This window comes from Micromonospora sp. NBC_00860, assembly GCF_045207375.1.
GTDB lineage: Bacteria > Actinomycetota > Actinomycetes > Mycobacteriales > Micromonosporaceae > Micromonospora > Micromonospora vinacea.
This window is the reverse complement of sequence record NZ_CP108825.1, coordinates 2,024,997-2,040,950: the sequence shown is the minus strand read 5'-3', so window position 1 is coordinate 2,040,950 and position 15,954 is coordinate 2,024,997. Positions and strand designations below refer to the sequence as shown.

The 15,954-nt window shown below is 71.0% G+C and carries 14 protein-coding genes; 7 read left to right on the top strand and 7 right to left on the bottom strand.

Annotated features, from left to right (window positions below):
* Positions 1-37 precede the first annotated feature (37 nt).
* Both OH804_RS09220 and OH804_RS09215 read left to right on the top strand, forming a co-directional pair.
* Entirely contained in the window at positions 38-505 is a 468-nt protein-coding gene (locus OH804_RS09220; RefSeq protein WP_196923514.1) for a hypothetical protein, read from the top strand.
* Positions 498-1,406 carry an alpha/beta fold hydrolase gene (locus tag OH804_RS09215; RefSeq protein WP_196923515.1) on the top strand — a complete coding sequence of 303 codons (909 nt, stop codon included), beginning with the start codon at positions 498-500 and terminating at the stop codon, positions 1,404-1,406. The genes OH804_RS09220 and OH804_RS09215 overlap by 8 nt, the downstream gene beginning before the upstream one ends.
* 92 nt (positions 1,407-1,498) lie before the next feature.
* Here OH804_RS09215 and OH804_RS09210 read toward each other — a convergent pair whose 3' ends face one another.
* Genes OH804_RS09210 through OH804_RS09200 form a run of 3 tightly spaced genes read right to left on the bottom strand, consistent with a single transcriptional unit; the run spans position 1,499 to position 6,652 of the window.
* Positions 1,499-2,371: an LLM class F420-dependent oxidoreductase gene (locus OH804_RS09210; RefSeq protein ID WP_406064308.1), complete on the bottom strand. Its 873-nt coding sequence runs from the start codon at positions 2,369-2,371 to the stop codon at positions 1,499-1,501.
* A 22-nt stretch (positions 2,372-2,393) separates the two neighbouring features.
* Positions 2,394-4,493, bottom strand: coding sequence for an MMPL family transporter (locus OH804_RS09205; RefSeq protein WP_406064306.1), 2,100 nt, complete (start codon positions 4,491-4,493; stop codon positions 2,394-2,396).
* Complete coding sequence (locus tag OH804_RS09200) at positions 4,490-6,652, bottom strand: MMPL family transporter (RefSeq protein WP_406064304.1); 2,163 nt, start codon at positions 6,650-6,652, stop codon at positions 4,490-4,492. The genes OH804_RS09205 and OH804_RS09200 overlap by 4 nt, the downstream gene beginning before the upstream one ends.
* A gap of 227 nt (positions 6,653-6,879) precedes the next feature.
* On the opposite strand from OH804_RS09200, the gene OH804_RS09195 reads away from it, so the two are divergent.
* From OH804_RS09195 to OH804_RS09175, 5 genes are all read left to right on the top strand, one after another.
* Positions 6,880-8,028 carry a sensor histidine kinase gene (locus OH804_RS09195; protein ID WP_406064302.1) on the top strand — a complete coding sequence of 383 codons (1,149 nt, stop codon included), beginning with the start codon at positions 6,880-6,882 and terminating at the stop codon, positions 8,026-8,028.
* Positions 8,025-8,687 carry a response regulator transcription factor gene (locus OH804_RS09190; RefSeq protein WP_196923518.1) on the top strand — a complete coding sequence of 221 codons (663 nt, stop codon included), beginning with the start codon at positions 8,025-8,027 and terminating at the stop codon, positions 8,685-8,687. The genes OH804_RS09195 and OH804_RS09190 overlap by 4 nt, the downstream gene beginning before the upstream one ends.
* Positions 8,688-8,861: 174 nt before the next feature.
* Positions 8,862-9,905, top strand: coding sequence for an acyltransferase family protein (locus tag OH804_RS09185; RefSeq protein WP_406064300.1), 1,044 nt, complete (start codon positions 8,862-8,864; stop codon positions 9,903-9,905).
* Positions 9,902-11,044, top strand: coding sequence for an alanine racemase (alr, locus tag OH804_RS09180; protein WP_196923520.1), 1,143 nt, complete (start codon positions 9,902-9,904; stop codon positions 11,042-11,044). Before OH804_RS09185 ends, alr begins: the two co-directional genes overlap by 4 nt.
* On the top strand, positions 11,041-12,063 hold the full coding sequence (locus tag OH804_RS09175; RefSeq protein ID WP_406064297.1) for a D-alanine--D-alanine ligase family protein: 1,023 nt from the start codon (positions 11,041-11,043) through the stop codon (positions 12,061-12,063). Before alr ends, OH804_RS09175 begins: the two co-directional genes overlap by 4 nt.
* Before the next feature lie 19 nt (positions 12,064-12,082).
* Here the strand turns inward: OH804_RS09175 and OH804_RS09170 are convergent, their stop codons facing one another.
* From OH804_RS09170 to OH804_RS09155, 4 genes are read right to left on the bottom strand one after another with little or no spacing between them, the layout of a single operon-like run.
* The gene (locus tag OH804_RS09170; protein ID WP_406064295.1) at positions 12,083-12,586 is read right to left on the bottom strand and encodes a hypothetical protein; all 504 of its coding nucleotides are present in this window, start codon (positions 12,584-12,586) and stop codon (positions 12,083-12,085) included.
* Positions 12,583-14,043 carry an ATP-binding protein gene (locus OH804_RS09165; protein ID WP_406064293.1) on the bottom strand — a complete coding sequence of 487 codons (1,461 nt, stop codon included), beginning with the start codon at positions 14,041-14,043 and terminating at the stop codon, positions 12,583-12,585. The genes OH804_RS09170 and OH804_RS09165 overlap by 4 nt, the downstream gene beginning before the upstream one ends.
* On the bottom strand, positions 14,040-14,732 hold the full coding sequence (locus OH804_RS09160; RefSeq protein WP_406064291.1) for a response regulator: 693 nt from the start codon (positions 14,730-14,732) through the stop codon (positions 14,040-14,042). The genes OH804_RS09165 and OH804_RS09160 overlap by 4 nt, the downstream gene beginning before the upstream one ends.
* A gap of 16 nt (positions 14,733-14,748) precedes the next feature.
* Entirely contained in the window at positions 14,749-15,723 is a 975-nt protein-coding gene (locus tag OH804_RS09155) for a phosphatase PAP2 family protein (protein ID WP_406064289.1), read from the bottom strand.
* Positions 15,724-15,954: the final 231 nt, after the last annotated feature.

Sequence of the window (15,954 nt, the reverse complement as noted above, 5' to 3'; positions counted from 1 at the left end):
CGCTTGACGATGGGTGTCAAGCAGCGAAGGAGGCAGCATGTCGCCAACCCACGAGGAACTGACCGAGCACCTCATCCGGTTGATCGACATCCGCCTGCTCGACCCTCTCGAAATCCTGGTCGACGGCCACCACGCCATCGACCCGCTGCGCGCCGTCATCCGGGAGCGGACCCGATCCTGGGCCACCACAATCGTCAGCGGCGACGACCGGGCCGCCGTCAGCGTGATCATGCGGGCGATCTCCACCCTCTACCCGGGGGACGGACCGTTCGACCCACCCAACGACTGGTGGCGCAGCCCTTTCGGCCAGGCCGTCGCGCGACGGGTCGGCCACCCGACCGCCGAATCCGTGTCGTACGCGGTTGCCGGCGCCATGCTCGGCATCACCCGCCAGGGCGTCCACGACCTGGTCTCCCGCGACAAGCTCGCCCGCCACCCCGAAGGCGGCGTGCGCTCCGCATCCGTTCGGGACCGACTGCTCAAGGAAGGAAACCGACGTGTCTGAGACCATTATCGACTCCGGGACCGTGCCCATCGCGATCCGCGACTTCGGCGGACCCGGACAACCGCTGCTGCTCCTTCACGGCGCTGGCGGCAACCTCGCCCAGATGACCACCCTCGCCGAGCACCTGCGCCCGACCCACCGGGTGGTCACCGTCGACCTGCGCGGTCACGGCCGGTCCGGAGACGGCCCGTGGCGCTGGGACGACGTACTGGCCGACCTGGCCGCCGTCACCGACCACCTCGGCCTCACCTCCCCAGTGGTGGTCGGCGTCTCCCTCGGCGGCATGCTCGCCACCCTCTGGGCGCAACGTCACCCGGAGTGCCCCGGTGCCGTCAGCTTCGACGGCAATCCGCCGTTGAACCGTCCGGACCAGCTCGCCGGGCTGGATCTGGAGCAGGCCGAGACCGAGCTAGCCAAGCTGCGGGCCGTATTCGACGGGATGGCCGCGATGCTGGCCGAGCCGCTCACCGCCGAACAGGTGGCCGCCATGCTGGCGGGGCAGCGGGCCATGGCCCAGCGCTACGGCGCCGCACCCGAAGACTGGGTGGCGGCCTTCGAACGCAACCTCATGCCCGGCGACGACGGCCGCAGCCGGCTGCGGCCCGACCCGGACCTCACCCGGCAGCTCCGGGACGCCATGAACTCCCTCGACCTGATGCCCGCCTACCGCGACGTCCGCTGCCCGCTGCTGCTCGTCCTCGCCACCGAGGACCTGCCCGAACAACAGCCGTTCCACAGCCTGTACGAGTCGTATCGCAGGGTCACCGCCGAGCGGCTTGCCGCTGTGGACAACCCGTCTCTGCGGGTGTGGCACCTCGCCGACGCCAGCCACGCGATGGTCGCCGAACGCCCACAGGAGCTCGCCACTCTCATCACCGACTTCCTCAGCCCTCACCATTGAAGGCGACCCGCAGGAGCCCGCCTCCTGGCGAAGGTCGGACCTGCCTGAGGTCATGAGGGCCCTGGGTGGCACCCGCACCAGTCGCGGCGGATTCAGCCGACGTCGGCCAACCGGGGCAGCACCTCGTCGCCGAGCCGCTGGGCGAACTCGACCGGGTGCCGATCCGGCGTCACCTGCACCTCGCTCACACCGAGCGTGGCGTACCCGGACACCTCGGCGAGGAACGCGTCGGTGTCGTCCAGCGGCGCCTGGGAGGCGACCACGGTCTTCTCGATGGTGTCGTAGTCGCGCCCCTCGGCGGCGCAGTGCCCGCGCAGCACATCCAGCTTGCGTGTGACGTCGTCGATGCCGCCGCGGCCGAACAGGTTGCAGGCGTCGGCGTAGCGGGCCACCAGCAGCAGGGTCTTCTTCTCACCGCCGCCACCGATCATGATGGGCGGGTGCGGGCGGCTCAACGGCTGCGGCGAGTTGATGGTCTCGGCGAGCTGGTAGTGCTTTCCATTGAACGGGCCGTCGTCGGCACTCCACATCTGGAGGCAGATGCGCAGCGTCTCCTCCAACCGCTCGAACCGCTCGGCCACCGGGACGACCGGCACACCCAACCCGAGCTGCTCCCGCTCGTACCAGGAGGCGCCGATGCCGAGGCGGGCCCGGCCGCCGGAGAGCACGTCGAGGGTCGTGACGGTCTTGGCGAGCAACCCCGGATAGCGGTACATCACACCGGTGACCAGCACGCCCAGCGTCATCCGCTGAGTCGTCGCCGCGACGTAGCCCAGGGTGGTGTACGCCTCCAGCATCGGCTCCTCGGCCGCGAACACCGCGTCCATCTGGAAGAAGTGGTCCATCACCGTGAACGACGCGACGCCGGCCTGCTCGGCGATGCTCGCCGTCTGCGCCAGGGTCGGTGCGATCGCGGCCGGGTCGGCCGGGGTCGAGTAGTTCCAGTAGTGCAGCCCGAGCTTCATGTTCGGCACCTCCGAATCGAGCCTAGTGGACCTCCACGCCACCTTTGGGTGCGTACCGGTGAAGTCGCCCCGGCCACCAGATCCAGCGGTCGAGGTCGATCGTCAACGCGGTCACCAGGATCGAGCGAACCACGATGGTGTCCAGCAGGATGCCAAGGGCGACGGCGAAGCCCAGCTCGACGAACTGAGTCAGCGGCAGGACCGTCAGCACCGCGAACGTACCGGCCAGCACAATCCCTGCTGAGGTGATCACCCCACCGGTCGCCGTGAGACCGATGAGCGTTGCACGTCGGGTGCCGTGCCGGACGGTCTCCTCGCGTACACGGGTCATCAGGAAGATGTTGTAGTCGATGCCTAGGGACACCAGGAACACGAACACGAACAGGGGGAACGAGCTGTCCGTGCCCGCGAAACCGAAGACGTGCCGGAAAATCAGTGCGCTGACGCCGAGCGCCGCACCGAAGGACAGCACCACTGTCGCGGTGAGCACCAGCGGGGCGATCAACGACCTGAGCAGGGCCACCAGGATGAGGAAGATCAGCGCGCAGACGATCGGCACGATGACCCTGCGGTCGTGCTGCGCCGCCCGTTGCCCGTCGAGTTTCACGGCGGTGTCCCCGCCGACCTGGGCTCGCGCGTTTGGGATCTGCCGCAACGCGATCCGGACCCGGTCGACGGTGGCGTACGCGGCCGCACTGTCCGCCGGATCGGTCAGCGTGCCCTCCAGGTAGGCGTGCTCGCCGTTGAGGACGGGTTCGGTCACCGTGGTGGCCTGGACGCCGGGTGTCCCGGCCAGGGCCGCGCGGACCCCCGGCCCCGCCGCCCGGTCGCTGACCACGACGAGCGGGCTTCCCGCCCCCGCGGGGAAGTGTCGACCGAGCACCTCTGCCCCGACGAAGGAGTCCTGCGCGCCCCGAAACGACTCTGCACCGGACAGTCCGGTCGCGTCCAGCCGCAGCACACCGGTCGACAGTGCCGCCAGCACCAGCGCAGTCAGCGCCCAGGTCAACCGAGGCCGCCGGGCGACAAGGGCACCGAGTCGGACCCACAGCCGAGGAGCCGCCGCGTCCCGGCCGTTCAGCGCAGGGACCACCGGCCAGAACACCCAGCGTCCCATGGTCACCAGCAGTGCCGGGAAGAGGGTCAACATCACCGCGAGGCCCACCACGATCCCGATCGCGAAGACCGGGCCGAGCGCACGGGTGGCGCCCGTGTCGGCGAGGAGCAGACACAGCATCCCGGCTGCGACGGTCAGGGCACTGGCAGTCACCGCTGGCGCTGAGCGACGGAGGGCGACTCTCATCGCCGCGTGTCGATCTCCATGTCGATGCAACTCCTCCCGGTACCGGGCAATGAGCAGCAACGCGTAGTCCGTGCTCGCGCCGAACACCAGGATGGTGAGGATCGCGGCGCCGTCCGCGGTCACTGTGAGGTCGGCGTGCCGCGCCAGCAGGTAGACGACCGCCTGGGCACAGGTCAGGGCGACCCCGGCGGCGCCTACCGGAATCAGCCACAGCACCGGGCTGCGGTACGTGACCAGCAGGATCACGACCACTACAGCGAGCGTCGCCAGCAACAGGGTGGTGTCGAGACCCGCGATGGCTCGGCGCTGATCGGCGGCGGCTCCCGCTGGCCCGGTGACGTACACGGCGAGCCCGTCGCGCTCGTGCTGTGCGACCTCCCCGATTGAGTCGACCGCGTCGCGCGCGTCAGCCGTCGGCTCCAGCGGGATCGTGATCTGGGCCGCCCGCCCGTCGCTCGAGAGCACTGGCCCGATGATCTGGCCGGCGAGGTCGGTGCGCTGGGCGAAGGCACGCGCGTCACTGTCGGCCCCGTTGCGATCGGCGGCGGTGAGTCCGGCGGCCCGCTCGTAGACGACGATCGCCGGCCGGCTGGCCGTGGCGACGAACGACCGTTGCCGGTCCAGGACGTGGGTCGACTCGGCACTCGCCGGGAGGGACGCGCCGCGGTCGTCGCGCTGGACGTCCCCCAGCCGCCCAGCGAACACCGTTGCCACCACCACCAGGCCCAACCAGACGCACACGACGACGAACGCGCTGCGCCGGCCAGTCAACAGGGCGGCAAGCGACCGCCTGCGCCCGACCTCTCCCTGCCCCGTCACACCCGCTCCTTCATCGGGGCGAGCGGGGCGGGCCGTCCGCCGCTGAGAGCCCGCAGGCGGCTCATCGGACGCGGGAACCACCAGATCGTGCGGCCCAGCAGGGTGACCAGTGCCGGAGTCAGCACACCTCGGACGAGGGTGGCATCGATGACGACGCCAGCAGCGAGTGCGGTGGCGAACACCTTCACGTCGGTGACGGGAATACCGGCGAGCGCGGTGAAGGCCAGGAAGAGGATCAACGCGGCAGAGGTGACCAACCTTCCGGTCCGGCTGATGCCGGTCACCACCGAGGCCACTACGGTGTCGCGCTCCCCCGCCGCGTTCAGCCGCAGGTGGGTCTCCCGGATCCGGTGCAGGATGAACACCTCGTAGTCCATCGACAGCCCGAACAGAAAGGCGAACACCGCCATAGGTATCCAGATGGTGACCGCCCCGATGGCCGGGGTGTCGAAGAGCAACTCACTGCCGTGCCCCTGCTGCCAGACGAACACCACCACTCCGTACGCGGCGGCGGTGGACAGGGCGTTGAGGACCACTGCCTTCAGCGGAAGAACGACCGAGCGCAGTGCCCGCGCCAGCACGACGAAGGTGACCGCGGCGACGAGGAGCAGGACCAGCACCAGCGACCCGTAGACCGCGTCGACGAAGTCGACGTCGGTCGCGGGTGCGCCGCCGGCGAGCACGCCGGGGGTCGCGCGGGCGGTGTCGAGGATGCCGGTGATCGCCGCCCGACCCTGCTCGGCGGACGGGTCGGCAGCCGTCCAGACGTCGATGATCCGCGTGTCGCCCTGCGCCCACTGGTCCGGAGCGACGCTGCCCGTGACTCCGTCGAGTTGCCGCAGTTCGCCGGTGAGCGACGGCAGCGACCCGGCGGGTGCGAGCACCTCGATCGGGCGGGCGATGCCCTCGCCGAAGCCCGCGTCGACGATCCGGGCGAATGCCTGCGCGGGTGCCCCGCCCTGAGCGAGGGTCGCCGTCGCTGGTTGACCCAACCGCAGCGCGAGCGCAGGAGCTGCCAGTGCCAGCAGGACGAACCCGCTGACCAGCACGGACGCCACCGGACGCCGCGTGGTGAAATGAGCGATCCGGGTCCAGGCCCGGCTGTCCACCCGGTGCGGGCGTCGCGGACGATCCAGGCGGTCGCCCCAGGAGTACAGCACCACGGGCAGCAGGGTGAGCGCGACCGCAACGCTGACCAGCGGGATGAGCATCCCGGCGTAGCCGACACTGCGGAGGAATGGCACGGGCAGCACCACCAGCGCGGCCAGTGAGATGGCGACCGTCGCCCCACTGAGCGCGACCGCCCGACCCGCGCCCGCCATCGCCCGGACAATCGCCGTGTGCCGGGCGGATGCGCCGGTTTCGGCGTCCGGATCGTCGCGCTCCTCCCGCCAGCGGGTGACCACGAGCAGCGCGTAGTCGATGGCGACGCCCAGCCCGATCAGCGCCACGAGAAACTGCGCGATGAACGAAACGTCGGTGAGCGCGGTGACGCCGCGTACCAGCAAAAACGTCGTCGGAATGGCGACGGCGGCCATCATCAGGGGCACCACGGCCAGCCCGCTGGCAAAGACAACCGTCAGCACGATCAGGGCACCTGCAGCACCGAGGAGGGTCTCGTAGATCGGTCCGCGCTGGGCGCCGCTGTTGCGCCCGGAGAGCACCGGCTGGCCGGTCAGTTCGACCGGTGCGCCGAGGATCCGGGCCTGATCCACGGCGGCGGTGATCCCGGGCAGCCACCTTTCGTAGGGTGCGTTCGACGGAGTCGCCGGTGGATACAGCAGTGCGATGGTGGTACGCCCATCCGCGGAGACCAACGACTCGTCGCCGGTGCCCCGATAGAAGGCGCTCCGGCCGCCCGGCGGGGTCACCCGCGTCACCAACGCCGACCACTGCTCACGGACGTTGGCACTGGTGACGCTCTCACCCTTGGGCACCGTGACGACGAGCAGCAGCGGGGCGTTGCGCCCGCCGGTCTGACCGAAACGCTGCGCAAGGGCGTCGTTCGCCTCCTGCCCCGGCCGGTCCGGCAGGCGGGTCTCGTAGCTGAGCCGGTCGATCGTGCCACCCGCCAGCGCGCCCCCGGCCAGTGCGAGCGCCGCCCACACCAGAATTACCGGCAGCCGATGGGCGAGCACCCACCGTGTCATCCGCTCCATGGCGGCGTCCTCCCGATCGTCACGGGCGCCAGGGCGCTGAGGACCCGGATCACCCGTCGTTTCGCAGCAGACGATGCCGGCTACCCGTGGTCGGTGTCGTCAGGCCGGCGATGGTGATCGAGCTACCGCAGGAGGTGCACGACTAGGCGAACTACATCCTCTGCGGTAGTACCGACTGCCGCGTCAGGGTGACGTGCCCCACGGGCGACTCGTCTATCGTTCCCGGCATGGTCGGCGCGGGTATGCGGAGGACGTTGTGGTTGGTCGCTGAGCCCATCGGCCTCACCGTCCTGGTGATCGTCGGCGCCCGGACCGCGCCGCCTGGTCGCGAGGTGCTCGACGTCACCGGCTTTCTGCTGCTGACCTTCCCGGCCCTGGCGACCGCGGCACGCCGGCAGGTGCCGGTGCCGGTGCTCGCGCTGACCGCAGCTGCCCTGGTGGCGTACCAGATCAGGGGTTATCCGGGCGTCACCCCGGCGCTGCCGGTCCTGCTCGCCCTGTACGCGACGGTGACCGCGGAGCACCGCAGGGCTGCCGGGGTCGCCATCGGCCTCATCCTGGTCGGCGGTTTCGCCGGGGAGGTGGTGGCGTCCGGCGATGCCGGGCCGCCCGCCGACTCGTTCCAGCGCTGGTTCCTGCTCATCGGTTGGATGGTCGCGATCAGCGTCGCGGCGGAACTTTCCCGCCAGCGCCGCTGCTACCTCGAGCAGGTCGAGCAACGCGCCGTCGACGCGGAGCGCACCCGCGAAGAGGCCGCCCGGCGCCGCGCCGACGAGGAGCGGCTGCGTATCGCCCGCGAACTGCACGACTCGCTCACCCACTGCATCTCGATCATCAACATCCAGGCGGGGGTCGCCGTGCACCTGGCCCGCAAGCGCGGCGAGGCGGTGCCCGACGCGATGGTCGCCGTCCAGGAGGCGAGCCGCGAGGCGATGCGGGAGTTGCGCGCCACACTGGAGGTGCTGCGGGCCGAGAGTCCGGCGGGCGAAGCGCGCCTGGATCGGCTGGATGACCTGGTCGACGGCGCCCGCAGGGCTGGCCTGCCGGTGACCCTGACCGTCGGCGGCCAGCCTCGTCCGTTGCCGTCGGCGGTCGACCGCGCCGCGTACCGGATCGTCCAGGAGTCCCTGACCAACATCGCCCGGCACGCGGGCCCGGCGACGGCGTCGGTCGAACTCCGCTACGACGTTGGCGCGCTCGCCGTTCGCGTCGACGACGACGGTGCCGGCGTGACGACCGCCGACCTCGCCCCCGGCATCGGGCTGCTCGGCATGCGGGAACGGGTCGCCGCGCTGGGCGGGTCGTTGGAGACAGGCCCGCGCGACGGGAGCGGCTTCCGGGTAGATGCCACCCTCCCGCTGGACGGTCCGGCATGATCCGGTTGCTGCTCGTCGACGACCAGGCGCTGGTCCGCGCCGGTTTCCGCGCGCTGCTCGATGCCGAAGACGACCTTGAGGTGGTCGCCGAGGGCACCAACGGCCGTGAAGCGGTCGACCTCGCGGGCCGGCACCGCCCCGACGTCGCGCTGATCGACATACAGATGCCGGTCCTCGACGGCATCCAGGCCACCCGGCAGATCGCGGCGGACCCGGCGCTGAGCGGTGTGCACGTCGTCATCCTCACCAACTACGGGCTCGACGAGCACGTCTATGCCGCGCTGCGGGCCGGGGCAGCGGGCTTCCTGGTCAAGGACACTGAGCCGGAGGACCTCCTGCACGGCGTCCGAGTCGCTGCCCGGGGCGACACGCTGCTCTCCCCAGCGATCACGCGCCGGCTCATCAGCGAATACCTGACGCACCCGCCGCCGGGCGCACGCGGGGCGGAGTTGGCGACCCTGACCCGGCGGGAACGCGAGGTGGTCGCGCTCGCCGCCCGTGGCCTGTCCAACGACGAGATCGCCGCACGGATGGTGATCAGCGTCGCCACGGCGAAGACCCACATCAGTCGGGCGATGACCAAGCTGCGGGCCCGTGACCGGGCGCAGCTCGTGGTCCTCGCGTACGAGGCCGGCCTGGTGGTGCCCGGCGGCGGGTGAGGCCGGCGACACCCATTACCGGTTCATGACAATTCGTGGATCTCGTGCGGATATCCGGCTGGCAGCTTCTGGTGAGTGATCCAACAGCTGTCTCGCACCGAGTCCAGGCCCACCGTCGTGGAGTCCGACGCGACGCGCGTCCGATTCCGTCACCGGACCAGGAGCACCCTCGCCGTGGGACGACCACAGCGAGCCGAGTGGGCGGATGCCGCGAAGGGCGTCTGCATCATCCTCGTCGTCCTGTGGCACGTCGTCGTGAAGGACTACCTCCAGATCGACTGGCACGTCGGCGTACCGGTGCCGGGCTTCTGGGGAACGCTCGGTGAGCAGTTCCTTCCGCTGCGGATGCCACTGTTCTTCACCATCTCGGGCGTCTTCGCGGCGAACGCCGCCCAGCGGCCGTGGCGGGTCGTCGCCCGCAGCCGGATCGCCGGGTTCCTCTACCTGTACGCCGTCTGGCTGCTGATCCACACAGTGGTCCTCGCCGCCGCACCGGAACTGCCGACCGACCGTGCCACCTCGGCGCTCGGTCTGCTGGAGCAGTTCACCATCACGCCGTCCAACCTCTGGTACCTGTACGCCCTGGCGCTGTACTTCACGATCGCCAAGGTGACCCGTCGAGTGCCCGGGGCGCTGGTCCTGGTCCCCGCCGCAGTGCTCTCCGCCGTGGCCGCCGCCGGACTGCTCGACACCCCGGGCAACCGCGCCGGCCTCTACCAGAACCTGGTTTTCTTCCTCGCCGGCCTGCACCTGCGGGCGCAGATCCAGCGGTGGGCTGGCACCGCCACCCGCCGCCGACTGTTGCTGACCTCGGGCGCCTACGTCCTGGCGCTCGTCGCGATGGCGGCGGCGGGCGCCCAGCAGTGGTTCGGGGTATGGACGGCGGTCTCCTGCGTGGCAGTGATCTTCGGCATAACCGCCGCTGCCCGGCTGGCCCGGTGGTCGGCGCTCAGTAGGCCGCTGGCTAGGCTCGGCCGCATCACCCTGCCGATCTACGTCGTTCACATGCCGGTCCTGGCCCTGCTGCACCGGCTGTTGCTCGTACCGGTTTCCGGGCTGGGTGGGTCTACTCAGGGCCTGATCGTGCTCGGTTATCCGATTCTGCTGAGCGGGCTGGTGATCGGGCTGAGCCTGGCCATCCACCGCGGGCTGCTGGCGGTGCACGCGGGCTGGCTGTTCGCGCTTCCCGGCCAGCGCCGGGTGGAGGTGGCCGGATGAGCGCCCTCGCCGAAGCCCTTGTCGACCTGGACGCGATCGTCAGCAACGTGCGGACGATCGCGTCGGTCACCGGCACCGGACTGATGGCAGTGGTGAAGGCCGACGGATTCGGCCACGGCGCGGTGCAGGTGGCCCGGTCCGCGCTGCGCGCCGGGGCCTCCTGGCTGGGGGTGACCTCCTCGGCCGAGGCGCTGACCCTCCGCGAGGCGGGTGTGACCGCGCCCACGTTGAGCTGGCTGCACGGCCCGGATGACGACTTCGGTATGTTGATCAAGGGAGACGTCGACGTCGGCGTGTCCACGACGACGCACCTGCACGCCGTCGCCGACGCGGCCCGTCTGCTCGGCGTACCGGCGATGGTGCAGCTCAAGGCGGATACCGGGTTGTCCCGCAACGGGGCCGCCGGGGACGACTGGCCCGAGTTGGTCGGTTGGGCCCGCAAGTACGAACGGGAGGGTGGGATCCGGGTGCGCGGGGTGTGGTCCCACCTCGCCGACGCCGACCTGCCGGGCGCCCCGGCACTCGGCCAGCAGGTGGCGATCTTCGAGGAGGCGCTGCGGACCGCGCGGTCGGCTGGTCTGGACCCCGACCTGGTCCACCTGGCCAACTCGGCGGCCGCGCTCTCCGCCCCACGGACCCGCTTCGACCTCTGCCGGATCGGGATCGCCCTCTACGGCGTGGACCCGTTCGGCGCGAGCGGTCCGGGCGAGTTCGGGCTGCACGCCGCGATGACCCTGCGAACGAGAGTGGTCAACGTCAAGCGGGTGCCGGCCGGCACTGGCGTCTCCTACGGCCCGGAGCACGTGACCGGCGCACCGACCACACTGGCGCTGCTGCCGCTCGGCTACGCCGACGGGCTGCCCCGGGCCACGGGCGGTCGCGCGTCGGTGTGGCTCGCCGGTCGCCGGTGCCCGATCGTCGGGCGCATCGCCATGGACCAGTGCGTGGTCGACGTCGGGGATCTTCCCGTGACGATCGGCGACCCGGTCGTGGTGTTCGGCCCCGGCGAGGGTGACCAGCGCCCTCCGACGGTCGTCGAGTGGGCCCGCTGGGCCGACACCAACCCACACGAGATCTTGACCGGCATCGGGGCCCGGGTGGCCCGCGAGCACCTCCACGGAAGGGCACGGAATTCATGACAACCCGACTGGCAGTGCTGTACGGCGGGCAGAGCGGCGAGCACGACGTGTCCTGCCGCTCGGCGGCGAGCATCCTCGCCCACCTGGACCGTGAGCGGTACCAGGTCACCGAGGTGCTCATCGACCGCGACGGCGGATGGCACGTCGGCGGTCGACCGACGCCCCTTCCTGCGGCGCTGCGGGTCCTGCGCGCCCAGGACGTGGTGTTCCCAGCCCTGCACGGCCCGTACGGGGAGGACGGCATCGTGTCGTCGCTACTGGAATGGCTCGGTGTGCCGTACGTCGGCAACGGCGTCTTCGCCAGCGCCGCCGGCATGGACAAGGGGGTCACCAAGCGGCTCCTCGCGGCGGACGGCCTGCGGGTCAGCCCGGGGGTGACCCTGCGTCCCGGTGAGGCCCTGTCGCCCGAGGACCAGCGTCGGCTGGAACTGCCGGTGTTCGTGAAGCCGGCCCGCGCCGGGTCGAGCCTGGGCGTGGTCAAGGTGGACGACTGGGCGGGGGTTCCCGCCGCGCTGGAGCAGGCCCGCCAGGTCGACCCGAAGGTGCTCATCGAGCAGGGGGCGCGGGGGCGCGAGATCGACGTGGCCGTCCTCCAGCACCCGGACGGCCGGGTGCAGGCCGGCCCGCCGCTGGAGATCCGGGTGACCGGCGCCGGCTTCTTCGACTACGACGCGAAGTACGACGGCGGGGCGATCTTCCAGATTCCCGCCCCGCTCGACGCGGCGACCACAGAGGTGCTTCAGGACCGCGCGATTCGCGCCTTCCAGGCCCTCGACTGCCGTGGGCTGCTGCGGGTCGACTTCTTCCTGCCCACCGAGGGGTCGCCCGAGCCCATCGTGAACGAGGTCAACACGTTCCCCGGCTTCACCGCCGCGTCCCAGTTCCCGCAGATCTGGCAGCAGGCCGGCATCGGCTTCGCCGCCCTGATCGACATCCTGATCGCCGGCGCGCTCGCCGACCAGGACCACGGCCACCCCAGTGGGTTGCCCCGGCCGGCCCGAGCGGTCGACCTGGTGTGAGGCAGTGGGCGGTGCCCGGTCACCTGATCGGGCACGCCCGAGGCCCTCGGGCGCCGTCGGACCCGACGATGGTGACGGTGGTGTTGGTGTTCGCCGCGCTGACCTGCGCCGCGGCGGCGACCGTCGTGCAGATGATCTGGTCGACCGCGTGCGCTGACAACGCCCGCGCGGCGATGTTCGCCCGCACCGTGAGGTCACCCGACTGATCGGCTCCCGCCGTCACCGTGACCGGGTCGAGCCCGGCCGGGACGTCGCTGGTGAATCCCTGCGCGCGTTCGTTCTCCTGCGGTCCGGCCGCGAGCAGCGAGAGCGCGGCGGCGGGCGACGGGTCCGTGTTGACCGAGCGGAGGACCAGCACCAGTTCGCCCTGCCCGAGCAGGTAGAGCCAGGTCCCCTGGGCGGGGCCGCTGATCGACGGGCGACCGGTGATGACCGCGCTGGGTCGTACCCCACAGCCCGCCGCGAGCAGCGTCAGAAGCAGTCCGCCGGCGAGCAGCGCGCGGCCCGTTCGTCGGCCGGTCACCGGGCACCTCCGGTGTCCACCGTCTGGCGGGGCACGCGGAGGGTGAACACCGCACCGCCGTGGGTGCCGTTGCCCGCGACGAGACTCCCCCGTCGCTCGCCGTGGCGGTGCAGGCGCGCGTTCTCCCAGGAGATGGCGAGGCCGAGGCCGCTGCCCTCGGAGCGGGTTCGCGCGGTGTCGGCCTTGTAGAGGCGGTCGAAGACGTGTGGCAACACCTCCGGGTCCAGTCCGGGCCCCCGGTCGGCCACCTCGATGGTGACCCAGTCCGGGTCGGCGCTGAGTCGCACCGACACCGGCTCGGCACCGTGCCGGAAGGCGTTGCCGACCAGGTTGGCGACGATGACGTCCAGTCGGCGGGGATCGAGCCGGGCCACGATGCCGGGTGGCAGTTCCGTTCGGACCCGGTCCAGCCAGCCGCGGATCCGCAGGGTCGCGGTCACCGCCGCGGCCACGTCCACGTCGTCCAGGGCGAGCCGCGCGGTGCCGGAGTCGAACCTGCTGATCTCGATGAGGTCGTTGACCAGTTGGGTGAGGTTCTGCGTCTCCTGGCTGACCAGCCGGGCGGCCCGGCCCGCGTCCCCGGGCAGGTTTTCCGCCTCCTCGTCGAGCACGTCGGTGACCGCCGTCATCGCGGCCAGCGGCGTCCGGAGTTCGTGCGAGACGTCGGCCACGAATCGGCGGGCGTCGGATTCCAACCGCCGCAGCTCGCCGACCTGCCGCTCCAGCGTGCCCGCGGTGTCGTTGAAGGTCCGTGCCACATCGGCCAGTTCGTCGGCGCCCCGGACCGTCAACCGGGTGCTCAGGTCGCCCTCACCGAGGCGGCGCGCCGCCCGGCTGAGGTCGCGGACGGGTCGCAGGACTCCGCGGGCGGACAGCAGGGCCAGCAGGACGGCGAGGACCAGGGACAACCCACCGGTCAGCCACGCCCTGGTGGCGAGCTGGTCGATGCTCTGCTGTTCGGGCACGAGATTGCGCACCGAGTAGACCTCCACTCCGGACGGGCGGAACGTGCCGTCCGCGCGGTCCAACGCCAACTGGGTACCGATGAGCAGCGCGGGCTCTCCGGCGAGTGAGACCCGTTGCCAGGCGATGCGACCGTCACGGACCTTCTGCCGTAGCTCGGGGGTGAGCGGGTCGGCGAGTTCGGAGCCGCCCTGGGCCCGCATGTCCCGGTAGATGACCACCGCGAAGCTCTCCCGGTCGCTGAGGCGCTGGGCCAACAGTTCGAGGTCGTCCTGGGTCGGCGGAAGCTGGGCGATCGGGTAGACCTTGGTGAGCTGGTCGGTCAGCGACATCACCGCGGCGTCCTGCGCCTGTTGGAGGATGACGTTCCGAGCCTGGAAGTAGCTGCCACCGGCCACCGCCACCGTCGTGGTCACGCCCAGCAGCGCGAACGCCAGGACGAGCCGGACCCGTAGACCCGAGACCCACGCGCCGACCCGGCGCCACAGTGTCACAACGGCCCGAACCGGTATCCGAAACCACGCACGGTCTGGATGTAGAGCGGTGCCGACGAATCGGCCTCGATCTTGGCGCGTACCCGCTGGACACACGCGTCCACGAGTCGCGAGTCGCCGAGATAGCCGTGCTCCCAGACGGCCTCCAGCAGCTGCTGGCGGCTGAGCACCTGGCCCGGCGTGTGCGAGAGTTCGAGCAGCAGCCGCAGCTCCGTCGGGGCGAGGCTGATCGGCGTTCCGTCCTTGCTGACCACGAGCGCGGCCCGGTCGATGGTCAACGCGCCGTGCTGTTCCAGGCCGGCCCGGTCGCCGCCGCGCCGCGAGTCGCCACCGGTGCGTCGCAGCACCGCGCGGATGCGTGCCTCCAGTACCCGGGCCTGCACGGGCTTGACCACGTAGTCGTCGGCGCCGGCCTCCAGGCCCGCGACCACGTCCATGTCGTCGTTGCGGGCGGTGAGCATGATGATCGGCAGGTCGCCGAGTTGTCGGATCCGGCGGCAGACCTCGAACCCGTCCATCCCGGGCAGCATGAGATCGAGGACCACGACGTCGGACGGGGTCGCGCGCAGCTGCTCCAACCCCTGCTCACCGGTGCCCACGGCATGCACGGTGTGGCCCTGTCGGGTGAGCGCCAACTGCAGTCCGTCGCGCACCGTCTGGTGGTCTTCGATCAACAGCACCTGGGACATGTCGTCAAGTATCCCATCATGAGATGTTTCGGGTTTCGGTCGATGGCGACGACTCAGGGCTCCGCGGGGAGAGCGGCACCGCGAAATCCGTCGAACGCACCAGGAACACCACAGCTCCCACCAGGAACATCGTCGACGCGGCCGCTGCCACGATGGCGACCAGCAAGCCGCGCTGCACCGACGCGGCCAGACCGGGCACTACCACCACCAGCGCCCAGACCAGCACGACCAGCCCGACTGCCGTCTCGGCCAGCCTGCGCCAGAGGCTGCCGCCGTCCGCACCGCCGGCCGCGTCGCGGTCGCCGGGCCAGGCCGCCAACGCGGCTGCGGCCAGGCAGAACACCGTCACCCCCAGCAGTACGCCACCGAGCACGTCACTGAACCGGTGCCAGCCCGCGATCATCGTGGCGGAGGCGATCACCGCGACACCCGCCGCGCCCGGCACCGCCAGCCACCTTCGGGCCCACCCCGGCAGGACCAGCATGAACGCCAGCAGCAGGGCGGTCGCCGCCGCGACATGGCCGCTGGGGAAGCTGTTGTGGGTGGTGGAACTCTCGATCTGCAGGTCCGGGCGGGGCAGCGCCGACTTCACCGCGCCGGCCACCAGCACCGCGCAGACGACCATGCCCACGCCGACGACCCCGGCGACCAGCCGCCGGCGGAGCACACCCACCAGCAGCACCACGCCGAGCAGGACCGCGATCAGGGTCGGGTCGCCGAAGGTGGCCAGCACACTCTTGGCCGGATCCACCAGCACGGTCTGCTGTTCGTACCCTCCGCCCCGCTCGGCGCGCGGCAGGAGCACCCCGTCCAGCCACTGCCCCGAATCCGTCCGCACGAAGACGGCGCCGGTGAGGGCCAGGGCGAACAGACCGCAGAGCGCCGCCGCGAGCAGCCGAAGCCCCAGTGGCACTACCGCGCGGGCGTGGGGCAGCGGTCGCGCCGGACCGGGCGTCGACCGCCCGACGGAGTACAACGATCCGATGGACATGGCGACCATGCTCGCCCCGGCAGGTCCGTACCCCGTCCTCGAATTGTCTTGGTTCTGTCACAAACACCCCCACCGCTTCCGGAAAAGCGCATGGTCGGCGGTGGGGTTGGGTGGACCTGGACGGCACGGCGGGATTCACATGCTTACATGCAACTATGTTTTACCCAGCCGAGATCAGCCACCACTAGGGTCAGGACGCCGATCGATGTTTTCCGTCGGCGGTGCGAAAAA

Coding starts and splice junctions, on each gene's coding strand:
- OH804_RS09220 (WP_196923514.1), top strand. CDS start 38: ATGTCGCCAACCCACGAGGAACTGACCGAGCACCTCATCCGGTTGATC.
- OH804_RS09210 (WP_406064308.1), bottom strand. CDS start 2,371: ATGAAGCTCGGGCTGCACTACTGGAACTACTCGACCCCGGCCGACCCG.
- OH804_RS09200 (WP_406064304.1), bottom strand. CDS start 6,652: ATGGAGCGGATGACACGGTGGGTGCTCGCCCATCGGCTGCCGGTAATT.
- OH804_RS09195 (WP_406064302.1), top strand. CDS start 6,880: ATGGTCGGCGCGGGTATGCGGAGGACGTTGTGGTTGGTCGCTGAGCCC.
- OH804_RS09190 (WP_196923518.1), top strand. CDS start 8,025: ATGATCCGGTTGCTGCTCGTCGACGACCAGGCGCTGGTCCGCGCCGGT.
- alr (WP_196923520.1), top strand. CDS start 9,902: ATGAGCGCCCTCGCCGAAGCCCTTGTCGACCTGGACGCGATCGTCAGC.
- OH804_RS09175 (WP_406064297.1), top strand. CDS start 11,041: ATGACAACCCGACTGGCAGTGCTGTACGGCGGGCAGAGCGGCGAGCAC.
- OH804_RS09160 (WP_406064291.1), bottom strand. CDS start 14,732: ATGTCCCAGGTGCTGTTGATCGAAGACCACCAGACGGTGCGCGACGGA.
- OH804_RS09155 (WP_406064289.1), bottom strand. CDS start 15,723: ATGTCCATCGGATCGTTGTACTCCGTCGGGCGGTCGACGCCCGGTCCG.